An 18,648-nucleotide genomic window follows, 5' to 3' on the forward strand; every position below is an offset into this window, starting at 1 on the left:
ATCTGTTTACCCAAGCGCCGCAAGCTCCGGCGGCGCCGCGGGATCGAGTATCAGCAGATGATGCTCGGGTATCGGCTGCCAAAATGCGGAGGCGGTGAGCGGTGAGGAGGCGATAAGCTGCGCGCCGGGATAATCGTCCACGTCGGTGGTGAAATAGAGCGGCGCGCATCCGGCATTGATGGCGTGACGCGCGGCGCACAAGGTCTCGCCGTCGGATAAAATAATGTTAAGCAGCGCGACCTCATTCTCCAGCCAGTCATCCAGCAGTTCAAACATCTGGCCCAATGCCTGATCCAAGGAGATCTCGTCGTCGTCCTGCAGCAGATGACGCAGCAGGCCAAATAGATATTCCGAAGCCGTTGTGCTGCCGATCCCGGCCTCGACCTCGGGAGCCATGAACTGTCTCATTAACGGGCTCAGCCGGTCCCGGAAGCCCTCAATGACGCCGCAGTGGCCGAAGATAAACTCGTCGTCGCAGTAAGGCTGCGGACCCGTTTGATGAGAGACGGCCAGCGCCGCCTCAAGCTGGAGATGCACCAGCCACAGGTTACTCTCCAGGCTGCGCTCCAGGTGCGGCAGATTGGTGTCCCATGCGGGTGGCTTGCTGCGGGTATAGACCGCAGGTGAGCCGTCGGGGGCGTACCAGCCCAACCCGAATCCATAGGCGTCGCGCCCCAATCCGGACTCCATAAGCCCCGTGACTTCTCCAAGTATCAGTCTCGGACCAAGATAAGCAGCGAGTTCGCACATAGTTATTCCCTCACATTGCCCTTGCGCTTTCCAAATAAGCTGTTAGCGTACTGTACAAGGGGAACTCTGAAAAATATACCGCCAACCGCCAAGACGCCACGATCGCCAAGAAAAAAGATTGGATTGTAATGAAAAATCTTGGCGTTCTTGGCGGTTCAACAGGAATAAATCAGGCGTTCCCAAGGTAACATGCAACACGATTCGAATACAGAAATATGCCGATGCAAAAAAGTCCTACCCTTATACAACTGGATTGCTCGAACGGGCTGCTGGACGGAGCACAACAAGTCCCCTCGCCGAATTGCGATGCGCGGCCCGCGGACTGCGGCATAGACCTGCTGGTCATTCATAACATCAGCCTGCCGCCCGGTGAGTTCGGCGGGCCGCACATCGAGTCATTGTTCCTGAACACCCTCGATCCGAAGGCCCACCCGTATTTCGCGGATATCTGCGGGATGAAAGTCTCCACCCACCTGCTCATCCGCCGCAGCGGCGAGATCGTCCAGTTCGTGCCGCTGCACCTGCGCGCCTGGCACGCGGGGGAATCCCGCTTTGAGGGGCGCACGGCCTGTAATGATTTTTCCATCGGCATCGAACTGGAGGGAACCGACGATCACCCGTATGAACCCGCGCAGTACACGGCGCTGGCCGAAGTAGCACGCACGCTAATGGCCGCCTACCCCGGGATCACGCCGCAGCGGATCGTGGGGCATAGCGACATCGCGCCCGGACGCAAGACCGACCCGGGACCGAGTTTTGATTGGGAGCGCTTGCGCAGCTTGCTAATAAATAGTTCCCCCCCAGCCGTCTGAGGTTTACAATCATCTCCGTGCAACATAGCCCCATTCCCGCTATCATTACATCACTTCGAATAAGGGTGCGCGCGTCATGATATTGATTGCCATTCTGATCAGCCTGGGAATAGACAAGGCCTTCGCCACCTGGCAGGGCGTGCGCCGCTTTGAGTGGTTCCTGGAGTTCGCCAACTCGATACGCTTCCAGTTGAAGGCGATCGCCAACGGTTCGCTGGGCGTGCTGTTGACCGTCGCGCTTCCCGTATTTCTTATTGCGCTGGTGGACTATCTGCTGGGCAGGGCGCATCCCCTCCTGGCCTTCCCGTTCGGCGTGGCCGTGCTGTGGTACTGTCTCGGCCCCAAAAATCTGGACGATCAGGTACAGGCCTATATTGACGCCCGCGAGTCTGGCGATATCGAAGCAGCACAGCACAGCGCCGCCGACATCCTGCATCAGCAAATCCCGAGTCAGAATTTTCAGTTGAGTCAGGCGGTCACCGAGTCCATCCTGATAGAGGGAAACGAGCGCATCATGGCCGTGCTGTTCTGGTTCGGCGTGCTCGGGCCGCTCGGTGCGGCGCTCTACCGGCTCTCCGCAACACTCAAAAACTTCACCGGCAAGGAACACCCGGCCTCTGAGTTCGCCCAGGCCGCCCAGCGCCTGCACGCCATTCTGGATTGGATACCGGCGCGTCTGGTGGCCGTGGGTTATGCGGTCAGCGGCAGCTTTGTGGACGCCATAGGCAATTGGCGCGGCTCCGCCGGAAAGGCGGAGAAATGGGAAGAATCAAGCGTGCAGGTACTGCTGGCGAGCGGCATGGGCGCCCTGCATCTCGACGCCGAAAGCCTGCGCGAAGGCCCTCAGGGCAGCGACGTGCAGGCAGGCAGCCAGCCGGGAGCGGCCGACGTACAGGCTGAGATCGCGCATATCAAGGCCGCCCAGGCCCTGGTGTGGCGCACCTTAGTCGCCTGGGTAGTGATTATCGCCCTCATGACCTTGGCTGGCCGGGTAGGCTGAAAAGCTTATACGATGACAGCCAGCGTGAAATGATTTTTTAAGAGTTTCCAACACAAAGCACACCGCAGAGGACGCGGAGGAGAAACAGATTTGATCGTATTCCTCCGCGTCCTCTGCGGTAAAAGTTTTATCGGTTAGAGCGTGCTACGCTATCAACTCCCGCAGATATTGAAACAACGCCCGCGCCGCCGTGGGTGATTTATTCGCCGCCTTCTCCTGCTCCGCGGCGCGCAGCCATTGGCGGACACGCTGCCGATCCGTCCCGGAATACTCTTCACAAAGCGCCTGGACGGCGCCGTCACCCTCGTTCAACAGGCGCTCACGCCAGCGTTCGATCAGGTGAAGTTGCTGAGCGGCGTGGACCTGCCGGTGCTTGATGTCATCCATGGTTTTGCGGATCGGTTCCGCGTCCACCTCGCGCATCAAACGTCCGATGTATTGCAGTTGGCGTTTGCGCGCCCCGCGGCTGCTCATGCCGCGCGCCGCCCCGATGGCATCGAGCAGGTTCTCCGGCAGATCAAATCTCTGCAAGAGCCGGACAGGTAATTCCACCAGCTCCTCACCCAAGTCTTGCAAAGAGGTCATCTCCCGCTTGAGTTGGGATTTGCTCTTTTGTTCAACATCAAAACCTTCGTCTTCAGCCATGCGCCAGCCCCGCTCCAACCTTATATTTAACCACACGCCCGGCCACGGCATGCTAAAATTCGCAAGTTATGTCACTTATCTTAAATCCTGCTAATACGCCCTCTGAGACCCTCTGGGATGCCGCCCAGCTTCAGGCTTTGGTTCACGATCTCCTGCTGGAGGCCGCCTCACAAGGCGCAAGCAGCGCGGAGGCGGGACTCAACATCGAGTCGGGCCTGTCGGTCACGGTGCGCCTGGGCGAGGTGGAGACCATCGAACATAATCGTGACAAGGCCCTGGGTGTGACCGTTTACTTCGGTCATCGTAAGGGATCGGCCAGCACCTCCGACTTCAGCGCCCAGGCTATTAAGGAAACGGTGCGCGCCGCCTGCAACATCGCCCGCTACACCGCCGAGGACGATTGCGCGGGCCTCGCCGACGCCGCACTCATGGCGCGCGAGACCCCCGATCTCGATCTCTATTATCCCTGGCAGGTCAGCGCCGAACACGCGATTGCGCTTGCCACCGAATGCGAAGATTCCGCGCGTGCGCTGGATAAACGCATCACCAACTCCGAAGGGGCGAGTCTCTCCAGTCATCAGGGACTGAACATCTACGGCAACAGCCACGGCTTTATCGGCGGCTACCCTACCAGCCGCCACAGCTTGAGCTGCGCCGTCATCGGCCAAAGCGAGAGCGGCATGCAACGTGACTACTGGTTCAGCGTGGCCCGCGATCACAGCGAATTGGAAACTCCCGGACGAATCGGGGAGCACGCCGCGCAACGCACCTTGCGCCGTCTGAACGGCAGAAGACTCAGCACCCGCCAGGCGCCTGTGGTGTTCGAAGCCCCGGCGGCCACCAGTCTGTTGTCGCACCTCATGAGCGCCATCCGCGGCGGCAGCCTCTACCGCAAGGCTTCCTTCTTGCTCGATCACCTGGGCAAACGGATCTTCCCGGCCCACGTGCACATACACGAAAAACCGCACCTCAAAAAGGCCCTGGGCAGTGCGCCATTCGATAACGAAGGCGTAGCCACCGCCGCGCACGACTTCGTGCGCGGCGGTGTGCTGGAGTCCTACGTGCTCGACAGTTACTCGGCGCGCAAGCTCGGCATGCAGACCACCGGCAATGCGGGCGGGGTGCACAATCTGTTCATTGACCCGGGCAGCTATGATTTAGACGGGCTGTTGCGGCTGATGGGAAAGGGCTTGCTGGTCACCGAACTGATCGGTATGGGCGTCAACACCGTCACCGGCGATTATTCGCGCGGCGCGGCCGGCTTCTGGGTGGAACACGGCGAGATCCAATACCCGGTGGAGGAGATCACCATCGCCGGCAATCTACTCGATATTTTTTTGCAGCTCGCGGAAGTCGGCAATGACGTAGACGTGCGCGGCAACATCCGCACCGGCTCCATCCTGATCGAAAACATGACTATCGCGGGGGAGTAACCCCCGTGCTAAAAACTCAACGCCAAGACGCGAAGACGCCAAGGTTTTATGTGTTTTTATAATAAATCACTTTGCGTTCTCTGCGTCTTTGCGCCTTTGCGATGAGTAGTTAACTTATTTAGCCTTGTTCCGGGTGGCCACCACCAGGGCTTCCGCCACCTCGCCCAAAAGCCGCTGCTCCAGTTCCATCGAATCATAGAACAACTTGTTGGCGCTTTTTAATACCAAAGGATTCTTTTTGGGCTGACCGAGCCACTCCTTGCAAGCCGCCTCGCGCAAATCGCGGCTGCGCTGAATCCGCTCATCGAGATCCTTGCGTGCGGCCGGCACCAGGGGTTTGCGCGTCTTCAGATAAGTTTCATCCCACTCCTTGAGCGCACCCGCGCGCGAGTCTTCCAGCGCCTTGTAAAAATCCTTACGGTTAATCGCGCGCGCCTTGAGGGCCGCGGTGGCGCTGAGTATAGAATTACCCTGCTCCTTCTGTACGTTCAGATATCGCGCCGCCGCGAACAGATAGGCCATGTCTTCCGACATGGCAGGTTCGGCCGATGCTGCAAAGCTGACCATCCACAGAGCAAGGATCAAACTAAATTTAATAAGTATCTGTCGCATAAGATCTCTGGTATGTTTGGAATCGAATTCACAGTAATGCTTTAGTGTGATAGTTGCATAACGCATCGTCAATAGCGCTAACGCCAATCGGCTGCCTCGATTCTTCGTTGCCTGGCAGCGGCTACAGCGGAACAGAGTCACCAAATCTGCCCTGCTTCACATCAAACGAGTTTTCTTGCACGCTCTCCCACTGCGGCGATGCGGCTTTCAAGTAGCTTCGCCCAACGCCGCGGCGCGGGTGGCGGCGAGCTCGGTGAGGAAGCCCGCGGCCCAACGATAGATGTTGTGCTCCTCGACGATACGGTACATCCGTTCCATGCGCGCGCGCCGCTCCGCCGGGTCCATTTCCATACCGTAACGGATGGCATCGGCGAACTGCTCCGTGTCGTATGGGTTGATGATGAGCGCATCGGCGAGTTCGCGCGCCGCGCCTGCGAACTCCGACAAGATCAACACACCCTCGTGCGATTCCTGGGCGGCGACGTACTCTTTGGCTACCAGGTTCATGCCGTCGTGCAAAGAGCTGACGATGCACATCGAGGCCATGCGCAAGAACGCATGGACTGTCTTGGCGTCATGGTGGGCCGCCAGGAAGTGAATGGGTTTCCAGCCGTTTGTCTGGTACTTCCAGTTGATCTCATCCGCGAGCGCTTCGAGCTGCGCAATGTGGTCGCGGTAACGGCGGAGGTGCGTGCGGCTCGGGGCTCCCAGCTCCACGAACGTGAAGCGCCCGCGATACTGCGGGTATTTTTCCAGGAACCGGCCCACGGCGCGGAAGCGCTCCGGCAAACCCTTGGTGTAGTCAATGCGGTCCACGCCCACCGCGATGTAAGCGCCCTCGATCTTGTGCTGCGCCTTGAGCGCGGCGATCTGCTGCGCCAGATCTTCGCCCGCCGGGACCTTGCGCTCGGCCCAGTTCTGCACGCTGATGGGAAACGGCCGCACCCGCGACACGCGCCCCTTGAGCTCGACGGCGAAGTGGTCCCAGTCGAGACGCGACTCGAGCACGCGATCCACCGTGTCTAGAAAGTTGTTGCAGTACTGCTGCAGGTGAAAGCCCACCAGGTCGGCGCCGAGCATGCCGGTAAGAAGCTCCGCGCCCCACGGGCAGATGCGAAACGCCTCCGGGTTCGGCCAGGGGATGTGCCAGAACAGCCCCACGCGCAGGTCCGGGCGCACCGCCTTCAGCATCTGCGGCACCAGAGCAAGCTGATAGTCCTGCACCAGCACCACGGCCTTGCCGTCGCCGATCTCCTCGATCACGGCGTCGGCGAAGCGCTGATTCGCCTGGCGGTAATATTCCCAGTCCGCGGCGCGGAACACCGGGCGTTCATGCGCCAGGTGGCACAGCGGCCACAGCCCCTCGTTGGAGAAGCCGTAGTAGTAGCCCTGCTCCTCCTCGCGCGTGAGCCACACGCGCCGGAGCGTGTAACGGGCGTCATCCGGCGGCACTGTGAGCCGCCCCGACGCGTCCGCGGTCTCGCGGTCGGCGTCGCCTCCGCCGTGCGCGATCCACACGCCGCCGCAGGCCTGCAGCACTGGATCAAGCGAAGTGACCAGGCCGCCGGCAGGCATAATCATGTACGGCTTACCGTCGCGCAGCTGATGCATGTAGGGCTCGCGGTTGCTCACCACGATAAGCTGGCGGTCTTCGCCCAGCGCGTGGATCGCATGGGTGCGCAGCCGGTCGAGGGTCCAGACCTGCTCGGCGTGCATCGCCGCCTGCGACAGCCTGCGCCCCGTTGATCTCGCGGCACGGAAGGAAGCGGCGAGCCGGTCGGTCTCGCTGCGCAGCAGCGCCGACGGCAAGCCGGGCGGCGGCGCCTCGGAAACGTTCTCGGTGCGCAGGCGCCGCATCCAGTCCGCCAGCTTGTGCAGCGGGCGCTCGTAGGTAAACCAGGTCATGCCGACCACGAGCATCACCGCGAGCAGCGTCACGATCAGTATCCAGAATCCGTAGCGTACCAGCCGGTCGGTGGCGCGTTCGTCTATGTATGAAACATCGTGCGCCACCACCAGTACGCCTTGCGCGGAACCGTCCTTGTCCTTGAGCGGAATTGCGAAGGCAAGGATCGGCACGCCCTGGAAGCGCACGACCTCGATCGTGTCTTTGCCCGTCTGCGCTGTCAGATCGGCCGCCGACTCGAGCCGGTCCGAAAACTCCGCCACCGCCTTGCCCGCCGCCACCAGCCGGCCATCCGGCCGGAAGACGGCGTAGCCGATCAGGCGGCTATAGCCCTCGAGCCGCGGCCGCAAGGCTTCGCGCGCCTGCGCGTCGGGCAGCGTCAGGGCCTTTTCCACCGTTCCGGAAAGTTGCTGCGCCAGCACGTGGGCGCGGCGGTTCACATCCTCGAGGTCAATCCGGCGCTCATCGTTCGCCTGCCGCCAGGCGAACAGGCCCGTGGCAACCCCTATGGTTGCGGCAATCAGAAGTCCCAGGCGCAGGGAGCGCGCAAGCTTCGGTCGCGATGCGGTCGTCATGATGCCTCCTGTTGTTTCTACCCTGCCTGGGTGCGGGCAGGAGCGGGTGTTGTCAGAAAACTTCTTCCCAGCTCTTACTCAGACGCATGGCGGAGTTGATGAGCCCCACCATGCTGTAGGTCTGCGGAAAATTCCCCCAGAGTCTGCGGCTGGCGGGGTCTATGTCTTCCGAGAGCAAGCCCAGCGAATTGCGGCAGGCGAGCAGCGTATCGAATAGCGCGCGCGCCTCCTCGCGGCGACCGAGGGCCGCGAGGGCGTCAATATACCAGAACGTGCAGACCACGAACGCGGTTTGCGGCTCGCCGAAATCGTCCTTCTGCGTGTAGCGAAAGACGAAATCGCCCCGCTTGAGGTGCTGCTCGACCGCCGCCACCGTACCGGCGAAGCGCGGATCATCCGCGGCCAGGAATCCGAGTTCATGCAAGAGCAGCAGGCTCGCATCGAGTTCTTTACCGCCAAAGCTCTCCACGAAGCTCTGTTGCTTCGCATCCCAGGCGTTCTCGCAGACCGCACGGTGAATGATGTCCGCATGCCCGCGCCAGTAGTGGGCGCGGTCGTTTAGGCCGAGGCGTATGGCGATACGCGTCAGGCGGTCGCAGGCGACCCAGCACATGACGCTGGAGAAGGTGTGAATGCGCGCGGCGTTGCGCAGTTCCCAAATGCCCGCATCGGGTTGGCTATACACCGCGCGCGCCATCTCTCCCAGCGCCTCGAGACGTCGAAACAGGCCTTCGTTGCCGGGGCGGTCGAGGCGCTCGTCGAAGAACATGTGGGTTGCGGCAAGCACAACCGCGCCATAGACGTCGTTCTGCACCTGTTGGTACGCTGCATTGCCGGTACGCACCGGTCCCATGCCCAGATAACCCGGAAGGCCGGATACGATGGATTCCTCCAGATCAGCGTGACCGCTGATGCCGTACACCGGTTGCAGACGTCCGCCCGACAGGTTCGCGGCGATGTTCACGATATAGCGCAGGTAACGCTCCATGGTGCGCGTCACACTCAGGCGATTGAGCGCCGCGACCACAAAGTAACTGTCGCGCAGCCAGCAGTAGCGATAATCCCAATTGCGACCGCTGTCCGGCGCTTCGGGTAGCGAGGTGGTCATGGCGGCGACGATGGCGCCGGTGTCATCGAAGGCGGCGAGCTTGATCGTGATCGCCGCGCGTATCACCGCATCCTGCCACTCGAACGGGATGCCGAGGAAACGCACCCAGTCTTGCCAATAGTTGCGCGTTTCCCCAAAAAACCGCTGGCCGATCTCGCCCGGGGCCTCCGGGACGGTCTCGTCCGGCCCGATCATCAGGGTGACGTCGCGCTCGAGGACGAACGGTGTCTGCTCCAGCACCGCCGTGATCGAGGCGTCGGTGGTGAGGCGCAGCACCATCTGCGGCGAGACATAGCGGATGTGATTGCTGCCGAAGGTCAGCGTCGGGACCCCTGCGCCGTAGTCGTGGGCAGGCCCGAGGCGGATGCGGATCACCGGGCTACCGGAGAGGGGGCGTACACGGCGCACGATCATCATCGGACAGAACGTGCGCCCGAACTGGTTGAAGCGCGGCGCGAAGTCGGTGATCTCCACCACCCCGTCCGTATGGTCGTAGAGCGTCGTCACCAGAATGGCGGTATTGCGTAGATAGCGCTGCTCGCTACGTGCGAGGTTCTGCAGCTCGATCGCGAACGCGCCGCGAACACCCTGCTCATTTCCGAGCAGGGCGCAAAAGACCGGATCGCCGTCGAAGCGCGGCATACAGGACCACACGATCCGTCCCCTCGGGTCGACGAGGGCGCTGATGCTGCAATTGCCGATCAGCCCGAGATCCAGGTTGTCCATGGTCTAACCCCCGGGTCTCTGCGCTGCAACCCATTGTACGTAGCGGTCAAGCCAGGCCAGCACCTGCATGACATCGGCGAGCCGCCAGCGCGCCGCCGTCGGTCCTGCGCCGACCTTGATCGAATGACCGCCCAAGCGGTTGATGACGGCGAAGCCGTCCTCGTCGGTAATATCGTCGCCCACAAAAACCGGCACATGCCCCGCGAACGGCGGCTCATGCATGAATTCGGTAATCGCGCGCCCCTTGTCCGAGTCGCGCGGGCGGATCTCATAAACCATGCTGCCCGATCCAAACATGAAGCCATCACCGAGCCACTGGAGTGTTTCGCGCGTTACCCGCGCGGCCTCGGCTTCCAGGTGCGGCGCGCCGCGATAGTGCAGCGCCAGGGTCAGGCCCTTGTCCTCAAGCAATATCCCGGGGTGATCGTGCGCCCACGCCAGAAGATGCGCGCGCGCCCCCCCGAGCGCTGCTTCGGCGACCACGGTGCGGTGCGCCTGCCCGTCCGCGCCACAGCGCTCGGCGCCATGCTGACCTGCCGCCGGCAACCTCAGCGGCGCGAACAGCCGGTCGAGGTCGGCGATACGCCGCCCGCTGATGAGCGCCACAGGCGCCACGCGACGCAGCGCCTTGAGCGTCCGGATCAAACCCGGCCGCAACTCGACCTTTTCCGGCCGCTCTGCCAGATCGAGCAGTGTGCCGTCCACGTCGAGAAATACCGCCCAAGCAGTGTCGAAGGACGGCAGTGGCGACGCCTCGACCGAGGCTGGATTTTGCTCAAGCATCGTCAACTCTTTCGTTGGAACGAAACCACCTGCCGGCGTTGGCGCCGGAAGTTACTCATAAGTCAGTAAGCAAGACTACACTTCCCGCTACGTCCCCGCCCCCTATGTAGGGGGCGGGACAGAGCATCCGCACCGGTTTGAATCTGATCGAAACCATCGCCGAGAAATATTGATCAGCGGGTTTCGCTCTTCGCGGCACGCAGCGGCTACAGGGAACGGCGAATGATGAAAATTCCGTGGTTGTTATCTGCAATCCTTGTAGACTCAAATACACCCTATTTGACTTTAGGGAAGCTCTGAATAAGTCCGTCCAGGACTTATCAGAACAAGAAAAGCAAAAACGCGGTTTTTGCTTTTCTTCATTTTTCGATTACTTGCGTAATTGAAAAATGGCGATACATCCATGTATCGCAGGAACCTTTGACTTAATCAGAGGTTCCTTAGAAACTCTGAAAAAACCATCCATGGATTTTTCAGAGACGGCCGCTCCTGCGCTTTCTTCGCTTCGCATCCTGCTGCGCTCGAAAGATCTGGGTGTACGTCCTGTACACCCGTTCGGCAGCTTTGCCGCCTCACCCCTGCGCCCGCGGCATTGGGGCTTCCTGCCCGGCAAAAAATAAAAAATATGATTTTTGTTTTTCGCCCTATCTCAAACACTTACATATTTGAGATAGGGCGGTGCACCCCCTGTACCGCACGGAACCTCTGATATATCAGAGGTTCTTTTAGACTACTTGCAGTATATCCCCGCATCTTCCTTGTACTCCGCGAGCTTGCGCCTGAGCTTTTCCGCGCGCTTCGCCTTGTAGCCCTGCCACAACTCCTCCTCGACCTCCGCGATATGCCGCTTTGCACTGCGGCATAATTTCGCATCCTGCTTTGCACTGCGCAGCGCGGCCTTCTGTTCCGCCTCACGCCGCTGGTTCTCCTTCCGCTCAGCGGCCTCCCTGTCCTTGATATCGCGCAACCATTGCTCCTCCCCCGGCCGCAATCCGCCGGCCGACGCATCCGTAGCGGACGGCTTCACCAGCGGCCCCACCTGCCCGCAATGACTGTCGCTGTACACGACGTTGCCCTTGCCGTCCTGGCATTTATACACCTCATACACCTCGCCCGACGCCGGCCCCGCAATCCAACACAGCGCTATTACAACCAGTTTTTTTATCATAGCTCGAACCTCACCCGCCGCTCAATGCTTGCACGATCAGCACCTCATCATGCGGCGATAGCGAATGCGTCATACCGAACACCTGTTCGCCGTTGACGAAGAATCGCATGTGCGGCCGCATCCGGCCCTGCTCATCAATCACGCGGAAACGCAGGCCGGGATATTGACGGTCGAGGCCGGCAAGCAGTTCAGTGATGGTCGCGCCGGTGGCTTCAACCTCCCGCTCGTTGGTGTAGGAGAGTAGCGGAGTGGGAATCAACACCTTCATGAACCTAACCTCAACTCGATGGCATTCGCCATTACAGAGACGGCAGAGTAATCATACCTCGGCGGTCTCTACGGCGTAAATTTCGGGAAGATGCCGAGCGATGCAGGACCATCGCTTGCCTTCGTCGCGGCTCATCCACAGCTCTCCGCTCGTCGTCCCGAAGTACAGCCCCACGGGATCCTGCGCGTCCGCTGTCATGGCCTGGCGCTTCACCGTCCACCATGCCTGACTCGCGGGCAGGCCGGAATCGAGACGCTGCCAGCGCTTGCCGCCATTACGCGTGGCATAGACCGAGGGCTTCCCGTCGGGGCTCGTACGCGGCCACACGGTCGTACCATCCATCGGGAACACCCACGCGGTGTCCGCATCACGCGGGTGCACCACCATCGGAAAACCGATGTCGCCGACCCGCCTTGGCATGTTCTTGCCGATGCGCACCCACTGTTTGGACGGCCGGTCCAGCCGGTAAATGCCGCAGTGGTTCTGTTGATACAAGCGGTCCGGATTGCTGGGACAGAGCCGGACGCAATGCGGGTCGTGGAAGGCGATATTACCCGCGTCGAAACCCTCGACCACTTCCATCCCGTTCACGATCGGCGCAAAGGTTCGGCCGCCGTCCACCGATTCGTGCACGCCGCCGCCCGACATGGCGAAGTAAAGGTGCTTGGGGTCGCGCGGATCAACGATGATGGAGTGTAGCTTCGGGCCATCCGGCGTGCCGTCCTGCACGCTGCCCATCCACGTCCGGTACCGCGGATCGTCGTTGATGACGGAGAACGGTTCCCACGTGACGCCTCCGTCGTCGGAGCGGAAGAGTCCCTGCGGCGACGTTCCCGCGTACCACACGTCCGGCTGGTTCGCGTGACACGGCGTGAGCCAAAACGTGTGATCCACAGCGCGGCCCTTCCCATCCGGCGTCTTGGCGAAAGCGGGCGGCTTTGCGGCTTCCTTCCAGCTACGGCCAAAATCCGTAGAGCGAAAGATGGTCGGACCGAGGTGACCGGTTTTTGCCGCCGCCAGGAGCGTTCGCCCGTCGCGCGGGTCGAGCACGAGGTGATTGACGATGTGGCCGAGAAAGTGCGGTCCATCGGCCCGCCACGTCTTTCGCGTCGCATCGCCGTGATACAGCCACGCACCCTTGCGCGTGGCGACGAGCACCCGCACCCCGCGCGCCGGACGTCGGCGTGGGACAGGTGTTGCACGCACGGCTGACCCCTGCTTTCGAGTTGCCGACTTCTTGGTCGTGCGCGGCATGATCACCCTCCCTCTACAACATGTTTCGCCATACGCCATAAGAATATCTGAACGATACCCTCAAATCAAAAGTAGTGAGACATCAAGCTACCCGGGGTGCGCTTGTAAGCGAATCCACCTCTGTTTGCGACAAGAAAACAGACCTGGCACTATAGTTTGCGCGAAGTGGACGTTCAACGCTCCGGTTGCAGCGGCGGCGGTACGCCGTCCGCGGCCTGGGTGCTGAAGAAGACGTTGCCGTTGGGGTGGGCGGTCTCGTTGCGGTCATCCACCAGCTTGGCGTAGGCGCCGATCTTGCCGTTGTCGCAGGCGATGAGCTTGAGCAGGCGCAGGATGCTGCGTTCGTTCACGGCGCTGAAGACCAAGGGCGAGGTCGCGCCCAGCAGGCTCTTTTCGATGTCCTTGCCGAAACCGATGAGGCCCTTCTCGAAATCCTCCGGCCGGGCCTGCCGAATCCGCCAGATGTTGAAGTAGACGCAGCTCATGGTAAGCATGTGGCAGGCGAGGAAGGCGAACTGGCGCTTGCCGTGGGTGTAGTTGGTCTCGAACGCATCCCACAGGAAGGCGATGTAGTCCTGCTCGCTGCGGGTCTTGAAGGAGAGTGGCAAGTAGTTGGCGAGTTCGAGCGCTTCGCCCATCAGGGACGTATAGGGACGGAAAGTCCTCTGTAGCTACGATCGGTCACGTTCCTCCTGCCGTGATGACCTCTAGCGACGTGATACCCTCGAAGTCCTTTGCGTTATGCGTAACAAGTGGAACAGCATGGCGTGCGGCACAAGCGGCAATCCAGGCGTCATTGGGAGCGATAGGCTGCCCGTTGCGCTTTCGCTCCGCCGTCAGACGCCCGTAGCAACGGGCGATTTCATGATCGTAAGGAATCACGACAAAATTGCGGAGTCTCGTTTCGAGATCCTTCCGCTTCTTCTCGCCCCAGTTCTTGTTCTCCGCGCCGAAGTACATCTCGCCTACTGTGATAAAGGCAATGGCGAGCAACTTTCCCTGGACATGCGGCTCATAGGCTTCGGCCAGCGGGCCGCCCTTCATCAGGTAAGAGACGATGTTCGTGTCGAGGATGATCTTGGCGTCGCTCATCGCAATCCGCCTTTTCCCATATGCGAATGCCGCAATTCGTCAATGGTCTCCTCGAAGCCGTCGTTCATCTCACCCGGCCATGTGCCGAAGAGCGTCCTCACGTCCGTCATCGGTCTCACGTTCTGGGCCTGCGCCAATTCGTCCAACGTTGGTGATTCCCAGAAACCGCGGGAGATCGGAGTGCCCTGCGGGAGCAAATCGGCGGCCTCGCCCTCGCGATCCTCCAACCGCTCAATGTCGTGAATCTTAATACTGGCGATTCTGCCGGTCAGGGGGTCCTCTTTCGCCTCGCCCACGATACGAACGTAGCGCAGGATGTCTTCAAGGACTTCGTCCTTCTGGGCTTCGTCGAAGAGGCAAAGCACCGGTTCGCCAACGGATGGATGCACACGGCAGCGCGTTCCATGTTCCTTGAAATCCGCCATTAACAAACGGCCTTCGATGGTGCGGATATTTGCCTGCGGACCCTTGATGCGTTCCTGTATTCGCGTGAAGCCCTCCGGCGTGAAGGTCGTTGTCAGCGGCGTTTCCCCATGATTTAGGGTGAAATCGATCTTGGTGATTCCCTTACCGAAGAGTATTCCTGCATCGCGCCAAGCCATCAGAACGCCAGCGTCGTAGCCAGCGGGAAGTTTATCGTCCGCCTCCTGTACGGTGGACAGCCCGCTCAGCGCCTTCTCCAGAATCTCAAGGCCCAGGTCCATTCCCGGCAACGCCGCTTCCGACTGCCGCCGCTCGAAGCCCAGCACCGCCGCCGGACTGCCGTGCGTCAACAACACCAGGTCGAGGGCCACTTCCTCCTTGATACTGCGTGGCTGCGGTCCCCGGCGCACGCTTTCGGCCTCGCCCATCAGGACACGTCCCGTCCGCTGAAGCGCCTTATTCATATTCGTTAGAAAACGCAACAAGTGTGTCACCGGTATCTTGCCCGGCCCAACGGCTTCGCCGTCGAAACGAATCTTCAGCAACGGATCGTTTCTATTCATGGGTTAACCTCCTGTTCCGCCAGTCTTGAGCGGCAAGTGTACACAAACCGATTACTGGTGCAAACCATGTTAACAATCTTACTGCTGGCATCTCTATTTTGTACATGCGCCTGGTTCTTCCCCCCACACCCGCGCGAGAGTGGCCTGAATCTTTTTCTCGAAGCGCTCGATCAACTCGCGGTTGGCGGCGACCAGAGCTTGCTCGGCTTCGATCTCGGCGACGATGGCTTGCTGTGTGGCGACATCGTCTGGGAGTGGAATCGGAATTCTGTTCAAAGCCTCTTGGTTCAGCTTCGGCTGCGCTGCTCCGGTAACGAACTCCTCGATGGAAATTGAGTTGAGATAGACCTCCACGAATTTCTGTGTGGCTGGATGCGCGAAATTCAACACGTGAGCATGGTTGTTGACCCAACACTTTCCCGCGACCGAGAACGCGATAGGCGTTGAGCGAGCAAGCAGATTCGCCCCATCTTCCGAGATGAGTAGAATGTCTTCGTCGAATATGTAATTGGCGACACGATCGACGATGCCAGATGCGCCGTAGTACGGGAACGGGCCTGCCTTGCGATCGCCCTTGGTGATAGGAACGCGCTGTGAATCCAGATTCTCCGCCAGGCCGCCAAGTTCTCGTATAGGCCAGTCGGGGTGGATGGGGATGTGGGGGCGGTAGCTGTCGAGGACGGCGCGGGCGCCGTTGATGACTTTCTGGTAGCCCTCGATCTCCGCCACGATCTCCTTCTGTACTTCCAGCGGCGGCAGGGGAATTTGGAACGCGTAGAAGCCATCTGATTGGAGATGTTTGACGTTTGCTCCGTGCGAATATGTGACGATGTATTCTCGGTAATGGTTTGAACGCAGCAGGTGATAGAGGAATTGCGGTTGAACCGTCGCGACCTTGAAGACCAATTTTCCCAAGTCAGCGGAATACGCGGCTTTGGTCGGGTCGGTGATGAGCTTTGGTGAGCCAATGAGTTCTGAAGTGGGCGTCAGATCAGTCAGGGCAATGAGTACGTCTCCCGGTTCCACCAAGTGCCGATCTTTGACTTCGCCAGTGAAGTATTTGAAGTCATTCCGCTGTGGCACGCCTTGCCGCTTGATTGACTTCAGGTTGTAGAAAGGGACGCCATTCCCTTTATCGCCGATTTCCGCTGTGGAATAAGAGAGGCCGCGTTGAAGCGAGCAAACATCGCTCAACGGAACTGTCGGCCATCGTCGGCCGGAGCGGACGACGCCCTCCCGATACCGCTCGCCGCTCAGGTTGTAGTCGCCATTCGCGGCAATCTTTTCTTTCGGCACTATCTGGGCGGTGGACGTGAGGGCGAGGATGATCTCGGTGGGCGCTTTGGAGCGCAGGGCGTGCAGGTAGGCGGCGAGTTCGGCTTGGACTTGCGGGAGGTCGTTCTTCTCGATGGCACGGCGCTGGGCGCCGAGGCCGTAGCCGTCGTTCTCGACCTTGAAGAAGGCGATGGTGTCGCTCTGCCGGGCGAGAGATTTGTCGAGGATAAGGATGCTGGTCTTCACGCCGGAGTAGGGATTGAAGCAGCCCGCCGGCAGTGACACCACGGCGACGAGGGAGTTTTCGACGAGCATCTTGCGCAGTTGTTTGTAGGCGGTTTGGCTCTGGAAGATGATGCCTTCGGGCACGATGATGCCAGCACGACCAGTGGACGTGAGGTGCTCGGCCATGTAGTCCACGAAGAGGACTTCGCTGCGCTTGGACTGCACCGAAAAGCGGTTGTGCGGCTTGATCCCCCCCTTCGGCGACATGAAGGGCGGATTGGCGAGGATCACGTCGGCGTACTCGTTCCAGCGGTCCTGGCTGGTCAGCGTGTCGTACTCGGCGATGTGCGGGTCGGCGAAGCCGTGCAGGTACAGATTAACCAGCGACAGGCGCACCATGTCGGGCGAGATGTCGTAGCCCTTGAAGTTCTGCGCGAGGCGGGCTTTTTCGTCGGGGGTGAGAGAAGAGACAAACATGGATGGACAGGATTCACAGGATTGTTCGTTTTCATCCTGTCCATCTTGTTTATCCATGTTCAATTTGTTGGCGCCAAGAATGTGCTTGTAGGACGAGATCAGGAACCCGGCGGTGCCGCACGCGGGGTCGAGCACGGTCTCGGTCTTCTTCGGGTCGATGATCGCGACGATGAAGTCGATGATGTGGCGCGGCGTGCGGAACTGCCCGGCGTCGCCCTGCGAGCCGAGCACGGAGAGCAGATACTCGAAGGCGTCGCCGAGACGTTCGCTGTGGTCGTAGTTGAACTCGTCGATGATCTTGAGGAATGCGCGCAGGGTCTCCGGGTCGCGGTAGGGCAGATAGGCGTTCTTGAAGATGTCGCGGAACAGCGGCGGGATGCCGGGGTTCTCCGGCATCTTGGCGATCGCTTCGGCGTAGAGGTTCAGAGTCTCGTGGCCGCCCAGCCGGGAGCGCATGAGTTTGGCCCAGCCGTAGCGGGCGAACTCACCGGCGAAGAACTTGCGTTTACCGCCGAACTCCTCGCTCTCGGCGTCCATGTCGTCCATAAACTTGTAGATCAGGGCGATGGTGATCTGCTCTACCTGGGACTTGGGATCGGGCACTTTGCCGACGAGGATGTCGCGGGCGGTGTCGATGCGGCGTTTGGTGTCGGTGTCGAGCATTACTTGAGACGTTTCACGTTGGTGTCGGCCAGGAGGGTGCGCATCTGGGAGATGGCGATTTCGTTTAGCTTGCGCAAGCGCTCAGGCTGGGGCAGACCCTGGCGGATGAGGACAGAATTGAGGCTTTCCAGATTCGTCAGGACGACCAGTTGCTCCAGCGGCGCGTGGTCTCGGATATTGCCCTCGGCGTCGGGATGGGTATCGCGCCATTCCTTGGCGGTCTGCCCGAAGAGGGCGACATTGAGCAGGTCGGCCTCGTTAGCATAGACCAGCGATGCCCGCTTCTTGGTGATGGCGGGCGGGATAAGCGTCTCGCGGATGGCGTCGGTGTGGATGCGGTAATTGATCTTGGACAGGGTGCGCTGGAGATTCCACCCGAGCTTGAGCCGGTCGTTTTCTTCATCCTTGAGGCGCTGGAATTCCTTGATGAGGTAGAGCTTGAATTCCGGGCTGAGCCAGGAACCGAACTCGAAGGCGATGTCCTTGTGGGCGTAGGTTCCGCCGCCGTAACGTCCAGCCCGCGATTGAAATCCAATAGCATCCGTGGCTTCGATCCACTTCCTGGGGGTCAGAGAGAAGCTGTTGAGGCCGGCTTGCTTTCTAAAGGTCTCGAATTCGAGACCTTTAAAATCCGGATTATGGATTTGCTCCCAAATACCAATGAGTTCAAGGGTGTTGCGATTGCGCATCCAGTTGTAGATCAGCGAATCATCGCCAAATTTTTTCGCCATGTCGGTTAGGGATATGAAATCGTGATCGCTGCTCGAAACGATCGCGATGGCGGTTCCTTGAACCTCGATGGTGCTTTTCTTCGTTTTGCTCATGGGATCTGCCTTTGGGGTGGGGTAGCGCCAAACCCGTCGAATTCGACGGGTTTAAATATGGCGAAT

The 18,648-nt window shown here is 60.2% G+C and carries 18 protein-coding genes; 4 read left to right on the forward strand and 14 right to left on the reverse strand.

The annotated features are described in order from the left end of the window. Positions 1 to 6 precede the first annotated feature (6 nt). The gene (locus HY028_03840; GenBank protein MBI3343986.1) at positions 7 to 750 is read right to left on the reverse strand and encodes a class II glutamine amidotransferase; all 744 of its coding nucleotides are present in this window, start codon (positions 748 to 750) and stop codon (positions 7 to 9) included. A gap of 221 nt (positions 751 to 971) precedes the next feature. Here HY028_03840 and ampD point away from each other — a divergent pair, with 221 nt between their 5' ends. Next, positions 972 to 1,562 carry a 1,6-anhydro-N-acetylmuramyl-L-alanine amidase AmpD gene (gene ampD, locus HY028_03845; protein ID MBI3343987.1) on the forward strand — a complete coding sequence of 197 codons (591 nt, stop codon included), beginning with the start codon at positions 972 to 974 and terminating at the stop codon, positions 1,560 to 1,562. Positions 1,563 to 1,638: 76 nt separating this feature from the next. After that, the gene (gene ampE / locus HY028_03850) at positions 1,639 to 2,562 is read left to right on the forward strand and encodes a regulatory signaling modulator protein AmpE (protein ID MBI3343988.1); all 924 of its coding nucleotides are present in this window, start codon (positions 1,639 to 1,641) and stop codon (positions 2,560 to 2,562) included. A 144-nt stretch (positions 2,563 to 2,706) separates the two neighbouring features. On the opposite strand, the gene HY028_03855 is transcribed toward ampE, so the two are convergent. Beyond that, entirely contained in the window at positions 2,707 to 3,207 is a 501-nt protein-coding gene (locus tag HY028_03855; GenBank protein MBI3343989.1) for a DUF615 domain-containing protein, read from the reverse strand. Between the two features lie 68 nt (positions 3,208 to 3,275). On the opposite strand from HY028_03855, the gene pmbA reads away from it, so the two are divergent. Next, positions 3,276 to 4,640: a metalloprotease PmbA gene (gene pmbA, locus HY028_03860; GenBank protein MBI3343990.1), complete on the forward strand. Its 1,365-nt coding sequence runs from the start codon at positions 3,276 to 3,278 to the stop codon at positions 4,638 to 4,640. Between the two features lie 114 nt (positions 4,641 to 4,754). On the opposite strand, the gene HY028_03865 is transcribed toward pmbA, so the two are convergent. The 4 genes from HY028_03865 to otsB form a co-directional block, all read right to left on the reverse strand. Continuing rightward, complete coding sequence (locus HY028_03865; GenBank protein MBI3343991.1) at positions 4,755 to 5,252, reverse strand: hypothetical protein; 498 nt, start codon at positions 5,250 to 5,252, stop codon at positions 4,755 to 4,757. Positions 5,253 to 5,459: 207 nt separating this feature from the next. Continuing rightward, complete coding sequence (locus HY028_03870) at positions 5,460 to 6,887, reverse strand: trehalose-6-phosphate synthase (GenBank protein ID MBI3343992.1); 1,428 nt, start codon at positions 6,885 to 6,887, stop codon at positions 5,460 to 5,462. 898 nt (positions 6,888 to 7,785) lie between these two features. Further along, complete coding sequence (locus tag HY028_03875) at positions 7,786 to 9,567, reverse strand: glycoside hydrolase family 15 protein (protein ID MBI3343993.1); 1,782 nt, start codon at positions 9,565 to 9,567, stop codon at positions 7,786 to 7,788. A 3-nt stretch (positions 9,568 to 9,570) separates the two neighbouring features. Next, positions 9,571 to 10,350 (reverse strand): trehalose-phosphatase, encoded by a 780-nt coding sequence (gene otsB, locus HY028_03880; GenBank protein ID MBI3343994.1) that lies wholly within the window; start codon positions 10,348 to 10,350, stop codon positions 9,571 to 9,573. Between the two features lie 464 nt (positions 10,351 to 10,814). Here otsB and HY028_03885 point away from each other — a divergent pair, with 464 nt between their 5' ends. Further along, positions 10,815 to 10,970, forward strand: a complete 156-nt coding sequence (locus tag HY028_03885; protein ID MBI3343995.1) for a hypothetical protein — start codon at positions 10,815 to 10,817, stop codon at positions 10,968 to 10,970. 110 nt (positions 10,971 to 11,080) lie between these two features. Here HY028_03885 and HY028_03890 read toward each other — a convergent pair whose 3' ends face one another. From HY028_03890 to HY028_03925, 8 genes are all read right to left on the reverse strand, one after another. After that, entirely contained in the window at positions 11,081 to 11,518 is a 438-nt protein-coding gene (locus HY028_03890; protein ID MBI3343996.1) for a DUF4124 domain-containing protein, read from the reverse strand. Between the two features lie 10 nt (positions 11,519 to 11,528). Then, positions 11,529 to 11,786 carry a MoaD/ThiS family protein gene (locus tag HY028_03895; protein ID MBI3343997.1) on the reverse strand — a complete coding sequence of 86 codons (258 nt, stop codon included), beginning with the start codon at positions 11,784 to 11,786 and terminating at the stop codon, positions 11,529 to 11,531. Positions 11,787 to 11,837: 51 nt separating this feature from the next. Beyond that, positions 11,838 to 12,992, reverse strand: a complete 1,155-nt coding sequence (locus HY028_03900; GenBank protein ID MBI3343998.1) for a glycosyl hydrolase — start codon at positions 12,990 to 12,992, stop codon at positions 11,838 to 11,840. Between the two features lie 221 nt (positions 12,993 to 13,213). After that, positions 13,214 to 13,678, reverse strand: coding sequence for a hypothetical protein (locus tag HY028_03905; GenBank protein MBI3343999.1), 465 nt, complete (start codon positions 13,676 to 13,678; stop codon positions 13,214 to 13,216). A gap of 43 nt (positions 13,679 to 13,721) precedes the next feature. Then, the gene (locus HY028_03910) at positions 13,722 to 14,132 is read right to left on the reverse strand and encodes a type II toxin-antitoxin system VapC family toxin (GenBank protein MBI3344000.1); all 411 of its coding nucleotides are present in this window, start codon (positions 14,130 to 14,132) and stop codon (positions 13,722 to 13,724) included. Continuing rightward, on the reverse strand, positions 14,129 to 14,383 hold the full coding sequence (locus HY028_03915; protein ID MBI3344001.1) for a hypothetical protein: 255 nt from the start codon (positions 14,381 to 14,383) through the stop codon (positions 14,129 to 14,131). The genes HY028_03910 and HY028_03915 overlap by 4 nt, the downstream gene beginning before the upstream one ends. A gap of 828 nt (positions 14,384 to 15,211) precedes the next feature. Next, positions 15,212 to 17,758, reverse strand: a complete 2,547-nt coding sequence (locus HY028_03920; protein ID MBI3344002.1) for an N-6 DNA methylase — start codon at positions 17,756 to 17,758, stop codon at positions 15,212 to 15,214. Further along, complete coding sequence (locus HY028_03925; protein ID MBI3344003.1) at positions 17,758 to 18,582, reverse strand: KilA-N domain-containing protein; 825 nt, start codon at positions 18,580 to 18,582, stop codon at positions 17,758 to 17,760. The genes HY028_03920 and HY028_03925 overlap by 1 nt, the downstream gene beginning before the upstream one ends. Between the last annotated feature and the right edge of the window lie 66 nt (positions 18,583 to 18,648).

This window comes from Gammaproteobacteria bacterium, assembly GCA_016195665.1.
GTDB lineage: Bacteria > Pseudomonadota > Gammaproteobacteria > SURF-13 > SURF-13 > JACPZD01.

Coding starts and splice junctions, on each gene's coding strand:
- HY028_03840 (MBI3343986.1), bottom strand. CDS start 750: ATGTGCGAACTCGCTGCTTATCTTGGTCCGAGACTGATACTTGGAGAA.
- ampD (MBI3343987.1), top strand. CDS start 972: ATGCAAAAAAGTCCTACCCTTATACAACTGGATTGCTCGAACGGGCTG.
- ampE (MBI3343988.1), top strand. CDS start 1,639: ATGATATTGATTGCCATTCTGATCAGCCTGGGAATAGACAAGGCCTTC.
- HY028_03855 (MBI3343989.1), bottom strand. CDS start 3,207: ATGGCTGAAGACGAAGGTTTTGATGTTGAACAAAAGAGCAAATCCCAA.
- pmbA (MBI3343990.1), top strand. CDS start 3,276: ATGTCACTTATCTTAAATCCTGCTAATACGCCCTCTGAGACCCTCTGG.
- HY028_03865 (MBI3343991.1), bottom strand. CDS start 5,252: ATGCGACAGATACTTATTAAATTTAGTTTGATCCTTGCTCTGTGGATG.
- HY028_03875 (MBI3343993.1), bottom strand. CDS start 9,567: ATGGACAACCTGGATCTCGGGCTGATCGGCAATTGCAGCATCAGCGCC.
- otsB (MBI3343994.1), bottom strand. CDS start 10,350: ATGCTTGAGCAAAATCCAGCCTCGGTCGAGGCGTCGCCACTGCCGTCC.
- HY028_03885 (MBI3343995.1), top strand. CDS start 10,815: ATGGATTTTTCAGAGACGGCCGCTCCTGCGCTTTCTTCGCTTCGCATC.
- HY028_03890 (MBI3343996.1), bottom strand. CDS start 11,518: ATGATAAAAAAACTGGTTGTAATAGCGCTGTGTTGGATTGCGGGGCCG.
- HY028_03895 (MBI3343997.1), bottom strand. CDS start 11,786: ATGAAGGTGTTGATTCCCACTCCGCTACTCTCCTACACCAACGAGCGG.
- HY028_03905 (MBI3343999.1), bottom strand. CDS start 13,678: ATGGGCGAAGCGCTCGAACTCGCCAACTACTTGCCACTCTCCTTCAAG.
- HY028_03910 (MBI3344000.1), bottom strand. CDS start 14,132: ATGAGCGACGCCAAGATCATCCTCGACACGAACATCGTCTCTTACCTG.
- HY028_03920 (MBI3344002.1), bottom strand. CDS start 17,758: ATGCTCGACACCGACACCAAACGCCGCATCGACACCGCCCGCGACATC.
- HY028_03925 (MBI3344003.1), bottom strand. CDS start 18,582: ATGAGCAAAACGAAGAAAAGCACCATCGAGGTTCAAGGAACCGCCATC.